This is a genomic window from Pseudomonas sp. ANT_H4 (assembly GCF_008369295.1).
Taxonomy (GTDB): Bacteria; Pseudomonadota; Gammaproteobacteria; order Pseudomonadales; family Pseudomonadaceae; genus Aquipseudomonas.
This window is the reverse complement of the sequence record NZ_VOBG01000006.1, coordinates 97,200-110,816: the sequence shown is the minus strand read 5'-3', so window position 1 is coordinate 110,816 and position 13,617 is coordinate 97,200. Positions and strand designations below refer to the sequence as shown.

The following is a 13,617-nucleotide window of genomic DNA, read 5'->3' as shown; positions in this document are numbered from 1 at the left end:
ACGACTTGAATGCCGTGGTTTGAAAAGCCATGTTGCAAAAGAAAGCCCGCCTTAGAGCGGGCTTTACTTTGCCTGGTGCTTTTTTCTCAGAGGAGAAAAGTACGAAAGGTCGGACTAAGCATCAGTAATAGCGAACAGAGTAAACCGACGAACCAGACCAGGCTGCGCTGCCACGCCAGATCGGCCCAATAGCACAGTAAATAAACCACTCGCGCGACCACAAAGATGATCGCTAGCCAGTCAATCAGGTAGCCCTGGGTCTGAGTGGTATGGGCCATCAACACCCCCATCGCAAACAACATGAACGCTTCAAAGCTGTTTTGATGAGCGGCCACTGCCCGTGCACCAAACCCGGTCAATTGCGCCTGCTGACGACGCGGTTCGCGATTGTCGTAACCGCCCTGCTCTTTCATGGCCCTGGCCACGGGCACGCGCGCCACGAAGATCAGCAGCGCGCTGATAAAAACACACCAGAACGGAATACTCACAACGTCGCCTCCTTGGAAGATTCAGGCAAGGGAGCCTCTGTAGGGGTATAGACCATGACTTCCAATACGTCGGAATGAAATTCCCGGCGGTACAGCACCAACACCACTCCAGTGCTCATCAGCATGAACAGCCACGGACTGACGAACCACGCCAGCATGGTCATGCCGAAGTAATAGGAGCGCAGGCCAAAGTTGAACTGGTTAGCCGCCATCGAAATCACCCGAGCAGCCCTCAAGGCAAACGCCTTGCGCTCCTGCTCGGAGACATACCGCTCGCCGACCATGGGGGCCGAACCGATCAGGATCGCCGCAAAGTTGTACTGGCGCATGCACCAACTAAAGGTGAAGAAGGCGTAGACAAACACCAGGGCCAGGCACAACAGTTTGATCTCCGACATGCCCTGGGACGCTTGCTGGATGATGGGAATATCCGCCAGCAACGAGACCGCTCGCTCCGATGCGCCAAGCACGGTCAGGATACCGGCGAGGATAATCAGGGTGCTGGAAGCAAAAAACGAGGCGTTGCGCTCAAGGTTGCCGATCACGCTGGCGTCGGCGATACGATTGTCCCGCAACAGCATGCGGCGCATCCAGTCTTCGCGATACAGGTGCAGGACACTGGCCAGACACGCCGTATCACGGGCTTTCCAACTGGCGTAACGAGTATAACCACCCCAGCAAATGGCAAACCAGAGCGCGGCAAGCAGATGGATCAAGTTGGCTTCGACAAACGACATGCGGGTCCTTGTAAGGCATTGGCGAAAAGTGCCTTGTGCCTGTTCGACGTTAGCTCACGGAAAAAGACACTGCCTGACGCCCATAAAAAATGCCCCGGATCGTTTGATACGGGGCATTTCGATTTCAGCGTGTAACAAAGCGTTTTAGGCGATGGCTTCGCTGCGCTTGCCCAGCAGACGGTCAATCACCACCGCTACCACCAGGGTCATCACCGACGGCACCAGCCACGCCAGGCCCTGCTCACTCAGCGGCAGATTGGCAAGTTGCGACGGCAGCCAGTTCGCCAGCCCGGCACCTTTCAAAGCGTCGATGGTGCCGAAGATGAACGATACCAGCATCACTGGGCCGACAATCCGGCCCTGCTCCTGCCAGAAGCCCTTGCAGAAGCTCAGCGCGACCAAGACGATGCACGGCGGGTAGATCGCGGTCAGGACCGGAATCGAGAAGGCAATCAGATTAGTCAGGCCCAGGTTCGACACCAGCAGCGAAAACGCGGCAAGGATGACCACCAGGGTTTTGTAGGACAGCGGCAGTACACGGCTGAAATACTCCGCGCAGGCACAGGTCAGGCCTACTGCAGTCACCAGGCACGCCAGGGAAATCAGCACCGCAAGGAAGCCGCTGCCCAGGGAACCGAAGGTATGTTGAACGTAGGCGTGCAACACCGCGGCACCGTTGGCGGCACCAGCAGCCACTTCATGGCTGCCCGAACCGAGGCGGAACAGGCTGATGTACACCAACGCCAGGCCCACGCCGGCAATCAGCCCGGCAATGATCGCGTAACGGGTAATCAACTGTGGCGACTCGACGCCACGGGAACGAATGGCGTTGACGATAACGATGCCAAACACCAGGGCGCCCAGGGTATCCATGGTCAGGTAACCATTGATAAAGCCCTGGGAGAACGGCGCGGCGGCGTACTCAGGCGTGGCGATACCGACATCTCCGGCGGGCAAGGCAAAGGCTGCGATGCCCAGTGCCGCGAGGGCGATGATCTTCAGCGGCGCCAGGAAACGGCCAACGGTGTCCAGCAGACGCCCTGGATACAGGGAGATGAAGAACACCAGCAGGAAATACACCGAGCTATAGAGGAACAACGCCAGCGGGCTTTCACCGGTCAGTGGCGCCAGGCCGACTTCGAAGGACACCGTCGCGGTACGTGGCGTGGCGAACAAAGGACCCACTGCCAGGTAGCACGCCGCGGCCAGGATGCCACCGGCGACCTTGCCGATGGGGCTGCTCAACGCGTCCATAGCACCACCGACCTTGGCCAGGGCGATGACGGTAACCACTGGCAGTCCTACTGCGGTAATCAGGAAGCCCAGCGCCGCCATCCAGACATGAGGCCCGGACTGCAAACCAACGATAGGCGGAAAGATGATGTTACCGGCGCCCACGAACAAGGCAAAAGTCATAAAGCCCAACGCCAGGATGTCCTGGCTTTTCAACACTTTCATTTGAGGAAATACCACACTACTGAATCGGAATTTAGAGAGGGGCTTCCCTATGGATGAGGGAAATGCTATCAGCCCGGATGGGGACCGACCGGTCTAGCGCGGAACTTCCTTGTGGGGAGCGGACGCATAAAGAGGCAGCTAGCCTAACGAATTTGTCTGACAAACGCACTATTGCAGGGCGAACTGTCCGATAAGCGACATTTATATGTCGCATCCGTATATCTAAATATTGAAATGCACAAAGGCCACCCGAAGGTGGCCTTTGCGTGGTGAAGCGTCAGTTAAGCGCGAGGCTTACTTGACAGCCCAACCGGTCAGCTCGGACAAAGCCTTGCCGATGTCTGCCAGCGAACGCACGGTTTTCACGCCTGCGTCTTCCAGGGCAGCAAACTTCTCGTCTGCTGTGCCCTTGCCGCCAGAGATGATTGCGCCAGCATGGCCCATGCGCTTGCCTGCAGGGGCAGTCACACCAGCAATGTAGGAAACAACCGGCTTGGTCACGTGTGCCTTGATGTAGGCCGCCGCTTCTTCTTCAGCCGAACCGCCGATCTCACCGATCATGACGATCGCTTCGGTCTGCGGGTCTTCCTGGAACAACTTCAGGATGTCGATGAAGTTGGAGCCCGGGATCGGGTCACCGCCGATGCCGACGCAAGTCGACTGACCGAAACCGGCGTCAGTGGTCTGCTTAACAGCTTCGTAGGTCAGGGTGCCGGAACGGGAAACGATACCGACTTTGCCTGGCAAGTGAATGTGACCGGGCATGATGCCGATCTTGCATTCGCCTGGAGTGATCACGCCAGGGCAGTTAGGGCCGATCAGGACCACGCCCAGTTCGTCGCACTTAACTTTAGCGTCGAGCATGTCCAGGGTAGGAATGCCTTCAGTGATGCAAACGATCAGCTTGATGCCGCCGAACGCTGCTTCAAGGATGGAATCCTTGCAGAAAGGAGCTGGAACGTAGATGACGCTAGCGGTGGCGCCAGTGACTTCTACGGCTTCTTTCACAGTGTTGAAAACAGGCAGGTCCAGGTGAGTGGTGCCGCCTTTGCCTGGAGTTACGCCGCCAACCATCTTGGTGCCGTACTCGATGGCTTGCTGGGTGTGGAAACTACCTTGCGAACCGGTAATACCCTGGCAGATAACTTTGGTGTCTTTATTGATCAGGACGCTCATTATTTGCCCTCCGCAGCTTTGACAACTTGTTGAGCAGCGTCGGTCAGGCTGGTAGCAGCGATGATGTTCAAACCGCTTTCTGCCAGTACTTTAGCGCCCAGTTCAGCGTTGTTGCCTTCAAGGCGAACAACAACCGGGATTTTAACGCCGACTTCTTTCACTGCACCAATGATGCCTTCGGCAATCATGTCGCAACGAACGATGCCGCCGAAGATGTTGACCAATACTGCAGCGACGTTGGAGTCGGACAGGATGATCTTGAACGCTTCGGTAACGCGTTCCTTGGTAGCACCGCCGCCCACGTCGAGGAAGTTGGCTGGTTTGCCGCCATGCAGATTGACGATGTCCATGGTACCCATGGCCAGGCCAGCACCGTTGACCATGCAACCGATGTTACCTTCCAGGGCTACGTAGTTCAGTTCGAACTTGGCAGCGTGCGCTTCACGCGGATCGTCTTGCGACGGATCGTGGAAAGTCTTCAGCTTAGGCTGACGGTACATGGCGTTGGCGTCGATGTTGATCTTGGCATCGAGGCAATGCAGATCGCCGTCAGCCTTGATCACCAGCGGGTTCACTTCCAGCAGGGCCAGGTCGTGATCCTTGAACAGCTTGGCCAGACCTACGAAGATCTTGGCGAACTGAGCAACTTGCTTACCTTCCAGACCCAACTGGAATGCCAGCTCGCGACCCTGGAATGGCTGAGCGCCAACCAGTGGATCGATAGTGGCCTTCAGAATTTTTTCTGGGGTTTCGTGAGCGATCTTCTCGATGTCCACGCCACCTTCGGTGGAAGCCATGAACACGATGCGACGGCTCGAACGGTCAACGACAGCGCCCAGGTACAGCTCTTTAGCGATATCAGTGCACGATTCAACCAGGATCTTGGTGACTGGCTGGCCATTGGCATCAGTCTGGTAAGTCACCAGACGCTTGCCCAACCACTGTTGAGCGAAGGCCTTGGCGTCTTCTTTGCTGCGAACCAGCTTCACGCCGCCCGCTTTACCGCGACCACCAGCGTGGACCTGGGCTTTGACAACCCACTCGGTGCCGCCGATTTTGTCGCAAGCTTCTGCTGCTGCTTCCGGGGTGTCTACTGCGTAACCCTTGGATACTGGCAGGCCGTACTCAGCGAACAGCTGCTTACCCTGATACTCATGAAGATTCATGCTTATTACCGTCTTCGTTAGGTACTGCGCATTCGGTGCTGCACTAGTGTTAGTGCCGCACCACCTGTGACTGCTGCTTGCACAACTTCGCAGCCCTTAGGCTTGCAAAGCTGCGCAAGACTGCGTCCAGCGGATATTCCGCGGTGAGTCTTGCGCACAAGGCTCACGACGGGCAACCGCCGTGGTTTCTTATTATCTTGCTTAGCGCTTCTTCTTGTTGGCGATGTGGATGGCATGGCCATTCACTGCCAACGCAGCTTCGTGCAGCGCTTCGGACAGGGTCGGATGGGAGAAGACCATCATACCGATATCCTCGGCGCTGGTGCCGAATTCCATACCGATTGCGCCCTGCTGAACCAGTTCTGCTGCGCCTGGACCAATCACGTGGACGCCCAATACGCGGTCAGTCTTGGCATCAGCGATGACTTTGACGAAACCACCGGTGTCGTTGGCTGCCATGGCACGGCCAGAAGCGGCAAACGGGAAAGTGCCGACGTTAACTTCAACGCCTTCAGCTTTCAACTGCTGTTCGTTCTTGCCGACCCATGCAATTTCTGGATGGGTGTAGATAACCGACGGGATCAGGTCGTAGTTCATCTGGGTCTTGTGACCCTTGATGCGCTCGACAACCATGATGCCCTCTTCGGAAGCCTTGTGCGCCAGCATCATGCCGCGAACCACGTCGCCAATGGCGAAAACGCCCGGTACGGTGGTGGCGCAGTGATCGTCAACGTGCACAAAACCGCGCTCGTCGAGGTTCACGCCGCTGTCGGCAGCCAGCAGATCAGTGGTCACCGGACGGCGACCAACGGCTACGATCAGCTTGTCGAAAGTGATGGTCTGTTCGCCATTCTTGTCGGTGTAGGTCACAACGACTTCTTCGCCATTGACCTTGGAACCGGTCACGCGTGCGCCCAGCTTGATGTCCAGACCTTGTTTGGTCAGGGTCTTCAAGGCTTCTTTGGACACTGCGCTGTCGGCAGCCAGCAGGAACGTGTCCAGGGCTTCCAGGACGGTCACTTGCGAGCCCAGACGCGACCAGACCGAACCCAGTTCCAGACCGATCACGCCAGCGCCGATCACGCCCAGACGTTTTGGAACCGATTGGAATTCCAGGGCGCCGGTCGAATCAACGATCACGTTCTGGTCAACTGGAGCGGGTGGAATGTCGATTGGACGCGAACCTGGAGCCAGGATCACGTTCTCGGCTTCGATGATTTCGACCGAACCGTCAGGCTTGGTGATTTCAACTTTCTTGCCGGCCAGCAGTTTGCCGTGACCTTGCAGGGAAGTGACGCCATTGGCCTTGAACAAGGTTGCAACGCCGGAAGTCAGGCCTTTAACAATGTTGGCCTTGCGGCCGACCATTGCGGGTACGTCCATGGTCACGCCAGCGTGGTTGATGCCGTGGATGGCAAAACCGACTTGGGCTTCATGGAATTTCCAGGAGCTGTCCAGCAGCGCCTTGGAAGGAATGCAACCGACGTTCAGGCAAGTACCGCCCAGGGCCAGTTTGCCTTCCTTGTCGGTGTATTTTTCGATGCAAGCAGTCGAGAGGCCCAGTTGCGCGGCCTTGATGGCGGCAACATAGCCGCCAGGGCCTGCACCAATCACTACAACGTCAAATTTCTGAGACATGAAAATAGATCCTCTATTTAGCTTCAAGCTTCAAGCGATAAGCTGCAAGCCAAGCTGCTTTTTCTTGCAGCTTACAGCTTGCAACTTGCAACTTGACGCTGCTTCTATCAAATATCCAGGAGCAGACGAGCCGGGTCTTCCAGCAGGTTCTTGATGGTCACCAAGAAAGTCACGGCTTCTTTACCATCGATCAGGCGGTGATCGTAGGACAGCGCCAAGTACATCATCGGACGGATGACCACTTGACCGTTGATCGCCATAGGACGCTGCAGAATGTTGTGCATGCCCAGGATTGCAGCTTGTGGCGGGTTGACGATCGGGGTCGACATCATCGAACCGAAAGTACCACCGTTGGTGATGGTGAAGGTACCACCGGTCATCTCATCGATGGTCAGCTTGCCGTCACGAGCCTTCTTGCCGAAGGTGGCGATGCCGCCTTCGATTTCAGCCAGGCTCATCAGTTCGGCGTTACGCAGAACCGGCACCACCAGGCCACGCTCGCTGGAGACGGCAACACCGACGTCAGCGTAGCCGTGGTAAACGATGTCGGCGCCGTCGATGGAAGCGTTGACTGCCGGGAAGCGTTTCAGCGCTTCGGTAGCCGCTTTTACGAAGAACGACATGAAGCCCAGGCGCACACCGTTATGGCTCTTCTCAAAGAGATCCTTGTACTTCGAACGCAATGCCATGACTTCGGTCATGTCGACTTCGTTGAAGGTAGTCAGCATCGCCATATTCGACTGGGCTTCAACCAGACGCTTGGCCACGGTGGCACGTACGCGGGTCATCGGCACGCGCTTCTCGGTGCGATCGCCTGCGGCGAACACAGGAGCGGCAGCAGCAGGTGCTGCAGCCTTGGCAGGCGCGGTAGCCGGTGCGGCTTTCTTGGCAGCAACAGCAGCGACTACGTCTTCCTTGGTCACACGACCGCCTTTGCCAGTACCGGCAACGGAAGCGATATTGATGCCGTTTTCTTCAGCCAGCTTGCGAGCAGCCGGTGCAGCAACAGGATCGTCTTCGCCAGCGTCGGCTGGAGCAGCAGCTTGTGCGGCAGCCGGAGCAGCAGCGGCTGGAGCGGCAGCAGCGCTACCCTCTTCGATCGAGCCCAGTACCTGGTTGGACAGAACGGTGTCGCCTTCATTGGCAACGATAGCGCCCAGGACGCCGTCGGCTTCGGCCAACACTTCCAGCACAACCTTGTCGGTTTCGATGTCAACGATCAAGTCGTCACGCTTGACAGCGTCACCTGGTTTCTTGTGCCAGGTGGCAACGGTGCCATCGGCAACCGATTCCGGGAATGACGGGGCTTTGATTTCGATAGCCATTATCTGTGGGTCCTTAAAATTCGGTTTCAGTCAGCGCGAAGGCGTTAAACAGTGAAAGCATCTTGCAGCAGTTTTGCCTGCTGCTCGGCGTGCATCGATGCATAACCACAAGCAGGTGCAGCAGAAGCGTCACGGCCCGCGTACTCAAGTACGAGCGACTTGTCGTGACCGCCAATGATGCGGCGCATGTGATGCTGGCTGCAGTACCAAGCACCCTGGTTCATCGGCTCTTCCTGACACCAAACGATATGTTTGAGGTTGGAGTAACGAGCCAGGACTTCAATCAAGTCGTCCTCAGGGAATGGGTACAGCTGCTCAAGACGCACGATGGCGATGTCGTCACGACCTTCGGCACGGCGTTTTTCCAGCAGGTCGTAGTAGACCTTGCCGCTCGCCAGTACGATACGCGTGACCTTTTTCGGGTCATGGGCATCGATTTCCGGAATAACGGTCTGGAACGAACCTTCGGCCAGATCTTCCAGGGTCGAGATGGCCAATTTATGACGCAACAGCGACTTTGGAGTCAGGACTACCAGTGGTTTACGCAGGGGACGAATCACCTGGCGTCGCAGCAAGTGGTAGATCTGAGCCGGCGTAGTCGGTACACACACCTGAATGTTGTGCTCGGCGCACATCTGCAGGTAACGCTCCAGGCGAGCCGAAGAGTGCTCCGGACCCTGACCCTCATAACCGTGCGGCAGCAGCATGGTCAGACCGCAGAGACGGCCCCATTTGTGCTCGCCGCTGGTGATGAACTGGTCGATAACCACCTGGGCACCGTTGGCGAAATCGCCGAACTGGGCTTCCCAGATCACCAGCGCCTCAGGCGTGGTGGTCGAGTAACCATATTCGAACGCCAGTACCGCTTCTTCGGACAGGAACGAATCGTACAGGTCGAAACGTGGTTGGCCCTTGTACAGGTTTTGCAACGGGATGTAGGTGCCCGCGTCTTTCTGGTTGTGCAACACCGCGTGACGGTGCGAGAACGTACCACGGCCGATGTCCTGGCCGGTCATGCGAATCGGGTGACCTTCAAACGCCAGGGTCGCGTATGCCATGGTTTCGGCATAACCCCAGTTGATCGGCAGGCCACCGGCTTGCATTTTCTGACGGTCTTCGTAGATCTTCGATACTTGACGCTGAACTACAAAGCCATCCGGGATTTCCAGCAGCTTGGCGGACAATTCCTGCAAGGTCTTCAGATCAAACGTGGTGTCGTGACGCGCAGTCCAGGCGTGACCCAGGTACGGACGCCAGTCAACGAACAGCTCTTTGTTCGGTTCCTTGACCAGGCTTTTTACAACATGCAGACCGTTGTCCAGCGCGTTGCGGTACTCGTCGATTTTGCCTTGAACACGCGCATCATCTACCACACCGGCCAGGGTCAGGCGCTCGGCGTACAGCTCACGGGTGGTGCGTTGTTTGGCGATTTGCTGGTACATCAACGGCTGGGTGCCGCTCGGCTCATCTGCTTCGTTGTGACCGCGACGGCGGTAGCAAACCAGGTCGATTACCACGTCACGCTTGAACTGCATGCGGTAGTCGATGGCCAACTGGGTCACGAACAATACGGCTTCCGGATCATCACCATTTACATGGAGGATCGGCGCCTGGATCATTTTCGCAACATCAGTGGCGTACTCGGTGGAACGCGAGTCTTCCGGGTTGCTGATGGTGAAGCCAACCTGGTTGTTGATGACGATGTGAACGGTACCGCCAGTCTTGAAGCCGCGGGTCTGCGACATCTGGAAGGTTTCCATGACCACGCCTTGACCGGCGAATGCCGCATCACCGTGGATGGAAATAGGCAGAACCTTTTCACCGGTCGGATCGTTACGACGATCCTGACGGGCACGCACAGAACCCTCGACCACTGGCGAAACAATTTCCAGGTGGGAGGGGTTGAACGCCATGGCCAGGTGGACTTCGCCGCCTGTGGTCATCACGTTGGACGAGAAGCCCTGGTGGTATTTAACGTCACCGGAACCCAGCTCGACCTTCTTCTTGCCTTCGAACTCATCGAACAGATCGCGCGGATTCTTGCCGAAAGTGTTAACCAACACGTTCAGACGACCACGGTGGGCCATGCCGATGACGATTTCCTTGGTGCCGTAGGAACCGGAACGCTGGATCAACTCGTCGAGCATCGGAATCAGGCTCTCGCCGCCTTCCAAACCGAAACGCTTGGTACCCGGGTATTTGGTACCCAGGTATTTTTCCAGACCTTCAGCTGCAGTGACGCGCTCAAGCAGGTGGCTCTTGAGGTCGGAGGAGATCACCGGACGGCTGCGCACGCTTTCCAGACGCTGCTGGAACCAGTGGCGCTGTTCGGTATCGACGATATGCGTAAACTCAGCGCCAATGGTGCGGCAATATGTCTGCTGCAACGCTTCGTGAATTTCGCGTAGGCTCGCTTCCTCCTTGCCGAGGAACAGGTCGCCGGCACGGAAGGTCGTATCAAGATCGGCATTGGTCAAGCCGTAATGATTGATCGACAGGTCTGCAGGTGCAGGACGCTGCCACAGCCCCAGCGGGTCAAGCTGGGCTGCTTGGTGGCCACGCATACGGTAGGCCTGGATCAGTCGCAGTACTTCAACTTGCTTCTTTTCATGCTCACTGCTCACGCTTGCGGCGGAAACCGGCTGGGCGCGGCGCTGGTTCTTTGCCAGCAGCACGAAATGATCGCGAATCGTCGAGTGCGATACATCGGTGGCAGCGTTGCCGTCAGCGGGCAACGTCTGAAATTTGGTGCGCCATTCTTCTGGCACAGCGTTAGGGTCGTGCAGGTAGAGCTCATAAAGCTCTTCCACATAGGCAGCGTTACCACCTGAAAGATAGCCGCTGTTCCACATGCGCTGCATCACGCTTTCTTGCATGCTTGGTCACCCTCGGTTAGGGGACACCACCGGCGAAGACACCGAGCCTGCTTGCAAAGTCCGAGTGCAGCGACCAAAACAAGCCACTTAGGATCACGCTGATAGTCCGGGTACCAACCCGGATGCCCCTGCTTGTCTCATTTCTTCAAAATAAGAGCCGCGCTTTGTAAGTCGCTGCTCAGGTTAAGACTACGGCGCCGGTTGAAGCCTGCGCCGTAGCATCTACGGGCACAACGGTTCTGCTTTTACTACAACGTCAGTTACACGCCGCTTTGCAGCAACATGCTACGTACGTGACCAATGGCCTTAGTCGGGTTCAGGCCTTTAGGACATACGTTGACGCAGTTCATGATCCCGCGGCAGCGGAATACGCTGAACGGGTCATCCAGTGAAGCCAGACGCTCGGACGTTTGGGTGTCACGGCTATCTGCCAGGAAGCGATACGCTTGCAGCAGTGCAGCCGGACCCAGGAACTTGTCCGGGTTCCACCAGAAGGACGGGCAGGAAGTCGAGCAGCAAGCGCACAGGATGCACTCGTACAGACCGTCCAGCTTCTCGCGTTCTTGCGGGGTCTGCAGACGCTCGATGGCCGGAGCCGGCGTGTCGTTCTGCAGGAATGGCTTAACCTTCTCGTATTGCTTGTAGAAGATGCTCATATCGACGACCAGGTCACGGATTACCGGCAAACCTGGCAGTGGACGAACGATCAGCTTGTTGCCTTTGACGACAGCGGACAGCGGCGTGATGCACGCCAGGCCGTTTTTGCCGTTGATGTTCATGCCGTCGGAACCGCAGACACCTTCACGGCAAGAGCGACGATAGGAGAAACCTTCGTCCTGCTCTTTGACCAGCGCCAGCACGTCCAGCACCATCAGGTCTTTACCATCGGTATTGACCTGGAATTCCTGCATGAACGGCGCAGCGTCCTGATCAGGGTTGTAGCGATAAACACTGACTTTCAACATGGCGGCCACCCTTAATAAGTCCGAATCATTGGTTCAAACGTAGGGACTGTTTTTGGCGAGAAGTTCACGGCACGCTTGGTTACGCGCTTGTCACCCGGGAAGTACAGGGTGTGGCATAGCCAGTTAACGTCGTCGCGCTCTTCGAAGTCTTCACGGGCGTGAGCGCCGCGGGACTCTTTGCGAACTTCTGCGGCGATGGCAGTTGCTTCAGCCACTTCCAGCAGGTTCTGCAATTCAAGGGCTTCGATACGAGCGGTGTTGAACGCCTGACTCTTGTCGTTGATCTTGACGTTGGCGATACGGCCACGCAGATCAGCGAGCTGGGCGATACCCTTCTGCATGTATTCGCCGGTACGGAACACACCGAAGTAGTTCTGCATGCAGCTTTGCAGCTCTTTACGCAGGGTAGCAACGTCTTCACCGTCAGTGCGCGAGTTCAGGCCATCGAGACGTGCCAGGGCAGCGTCGATGTCGGACTGGCGAGCACGTGTGTAATCGACGCCTTCCTTGAGAGTCTGCTCCAGGAACAGGCCGGCAGCACGACCGAACACCACCAGGTCGAGCAGCGAGTTGCCACCCAGACGGTTGGCGCCGTGAACCGATACGCACGCCACTTCACCTACGGCGAACAGACCAGGAATGATCTGATCAACGCCATCGGCGTCCTGGGTGATCGCCTGGCCGTGAATGTTGGTGGCAACACCGCCCATCATATAGTGGCAGGTTGGAACAACCGGGATCGGCGCAACAGCCGGATCGACGTGGGCGAAGGTTTTGGACAGCTCCATGATGCCCGGCAGACGGCTGTGCAGTACTTCTTCACCGAGGTGATCGAGTTTCAACATCACGTGGTCGCCATCAGGACCACAGCCGTTGCCGGCGATGATCTCTTTAACCATGGAACGGGCTACAACGTCACGACCGGCAAGGTCCTTGGCGTTAGGAGCATAACGCTCCATGAAGCGCTCGCCGTTCTTGTTGATCAGGTAACCACCTTCACCACGGCAACCTTCGGTCACCAGTACACCGGCGCCGGCGATGCCAGTCGGGTGGAACTGCCACATTTCGATGTCTTGTACCGGAACGCCTGCACGCAGGGCCATGCCGATACCGTCACCGGTGTTGATCAGGGCGTTGGTGGTGGACGAGTAGATCCGGCCTGCACCGCCGGTCGCCAATACGGTGGCGTTGGCGCGTACATAGGAGGTTTCGCCGGTTTCGATGCAGATGACGATCATGCCGACAAAGGCACCATCTTCGTTCTTCACCAGGTCGACGCCGTAGTATTCGTTGAGGAATACGGTGCCTGCCTTCAGGTTGGCTTGATACAGGGTGTGCAACAGCGCGTGACCGGTACGGTCGGCTGCAGCGCAGGTACGGGCGGCCTGGCCACCTTTACCGAAATCTTTCGACTGACCGCCGAACGGACGCTGGTAGATGCGGCCCTGTTCGGTACGGGAGAACGGCAGACCCATGTGCTCCAGTTCGAAGACCGCTTCCGGGCCTACGGAACACATGTATTCGATAGCGTCCTGGTCACCGATATAGTCGGAACCCTTGACGGTATCGTACATGTGCCAGCGCCAGTCATCGTTTGGATCGGCGGAGGCGATGGCGCAGGTGATGCCACCCTGGGCCGAAACGGTATGGGAACGGGTCGGGAACACCTTGGTGATCACGGCAGTCTTGTGACCGCCCTGGGCCAGTTGCAGCGCAGCACGCATGCCGGCACCGCCGCCACCAATGATGATGGCATCGAATGAAAGTGTATTAACTGTGTTAGCCATG

General features: G+C 57.3%; 10 protein-coding genes. All 10 read right to left on the bottom strand.

Going from position 1 to position 13,617, the window contains the following annotated elements:
• Window positions 1-86: 86 nt before the first annotated feature.
• Complete coding sequence (locus FQ182_RS09800; protein WP_149411455.1) at window positions 87-488, bottom strand: MAPEG family protein; 402 nt, start codon at window positions 486-488, stop codon at window positions 87-89.
• The gene (locus FQ182_RS09795) at window positions 485-1,225 is read right to left on the bottom strand and encodes a DUF599 domain-containing protein (RefSeq protein ID WP_149411454.1); all 741 of its coding nucleotides are present in this window, start codon (window positions 1,223-1,225) and stop codon (window positions 485-487) included. Before FQ182_RS09795 ends, FQ182_RS09800 begins: the two co-directional genes overlap by 4 nt.
• Before the next feature lie 144 nt (window positions 1,226-1,369).
• The gene (gene brnQ / locus FQ182_RS09790) at window positions 1,370-2,683 is read right to left on the bottom strand and encodes a branched-chain amino acid transport system II carrier protein (RefSeq protein WP_149411453.1); all 1,314 of its coding nucleotides are present in this window, start codon (window positions 2,681-2,683) and stop codon (window positions 1,370-1,372) included.
• 294 nt (window positions 2,684-2,977) lie between these two features.
• Window positions 2,978-3,859: a succinate--CoA ligase subunit alpha gene (gene sucD / locus FQ182_RS09785; RefSeq protein WP_149411452.1), complete on the bottom strand. Its 882-nt coding sequence runs from the start codon at window positions 3,857-3,859 to the stop codon at window positions 2,978-2,980.
• Window positions 3,859-5,025 carry an ADP-forming succinate--CoA ligase subunit beta gene (gene sucC / locus FQ182_RS09780; protein ID WP_133099064.1) on the bottom strand — a complete coding sequence of 389 codons (1,167 nt, stop codon included), beginning with the start codon at window positions 5,023-5,025 and terminating at the stop codon, window positions 3,859-3,861. Before sucC ends, sucD begins: the two co-directional genes overlap by 1 nt.
• A 201-nt stretch (window positions 5,026-5,226) precedes the next feature.
• Complete coding sequence (gene lpdA / locus FQ182_RS09775; RefSeq protein WP_149411451.1) at window positions 5,227-6,663, bottom strand: dihydrolipoyl dehydrogenase; 1,437 nt, start codon at window positions 6,661-6,663, stop codon at window positions 5,227-5,229.
• 107 nt (window positions 6,664-6,770) lie between these two features.
• A complete protein-coding gene (gene odhB, locus FQ182_RS09770) occupies window positions 6,771-7,988 on the bottom strand; it encodes a 2-oxoglutarate dehydrogenase complex dihydrolipoyllysine-residue succinyltransferase (protein ID WP_149411450.1) in 1,218 nt (405 codons plus the stop codon).
• Window positions 7,989-8,032: 44 nt separating this feature from the next.
• Window positions 8,033-10,864, bottom strand: a complete 2,832-nt coding sequence (locus FQ182_RS09765) for a 2-oxoglutarate dehydrogenase E1 component (protein ID WP_149411449.1) — start codon at window positions 10,862-10,864, stop codon at window positions 8,033-8,035.
• A 260-nt stretch (window positions 10,865-11,124) separates the two neighbouring features.
• Entirely contained in the window at window positions 11,125-11,829 is a 705-nt protein-coding gene (locus FQ182_RS09760; protein WP_149411448.1) for a succinate dehydrogenase iron-sulfur subunit, read from the bottom strand.
• Between the two features lie 11 nt (window positions 11,830-11,840).
• Window positions 11,841-13,616, bottom strand: a complete 1,776-nt coding sequence (gene sdhA / locus FQ182_RS09755) for a succinate dehydrogenase flavoprotein subunit (protein ID WP_133099069.1) — start codon at window positions 13,614-13,616, stop codon at window positions 11,841-11,843.
• Between the last annotated feature and the right edge of the window lies 1 nt (window position 13,617).

Bases quoted from the DNA above. Each gene is read 5' to 3' on its own strand.
- FQ182_RS09795 (WP_149411454.1), bottom strand. From the start codon at position 1,225: ATGTCGTTTGTCGAAGCCAACTTGATCCATCTGCTTGCCGCGCTCTGG.
- sucC (WP_133099064.1), bottom strand. From the start codon at position 5,025: ATGAATCTTCATGAGTATCAGGGTAAGCAGCTGTTCGCTGAGTACGGC.
- sdhA (WP_133099069.1), bottom strand. From the start codon at position 13,616: ATGGCTAACACAGTTAATACACTTTCATTCGATGCCATCATCATTGGT.
- FQ182_RS09760 (WP_149411448.1), bottom strand. From the start codon at position 11,829: ATGTTGAAAGTCAGTGTTTATCGCTACAACCCTGATCAGGACGCTGCG.
- sucD (WP_149411452.1), bottom strand. From the start codon at position 3,859: ATGAGCGTCCTGATCAATAAAGACACCAAAGTTATCTGCCAGGGTATT.
- FQ182_RS09765 (WP_149411449.1), bottom strand. From the start codon at position 10,864: ATGCAAGAAAGCGTGATGCAGCGCATGTGGAACAGCGGCTATCTTTCA.
- brnQ (WP_149411453.1), bottom strand. From the start codon at position 2,683: ATGAAAGTGTTGAAAAGCCAGGACATCCTGGCGTTGGGCTTTATGACT.
- odhB (WP_149411450.1), bottom strand. From the start codon at position 7,988: ATGGCTATCGAAATCAAAGCCCCGTCATTCCCGGAATCGGTTGCCGAT.
- lpdA (WP_149411451.1), bottom strand. From the start codon at position 6,663: ATGTCTCAGAAATTTGACGTTGTAGTGATTGGTGCAGGCCCTGGCGGC.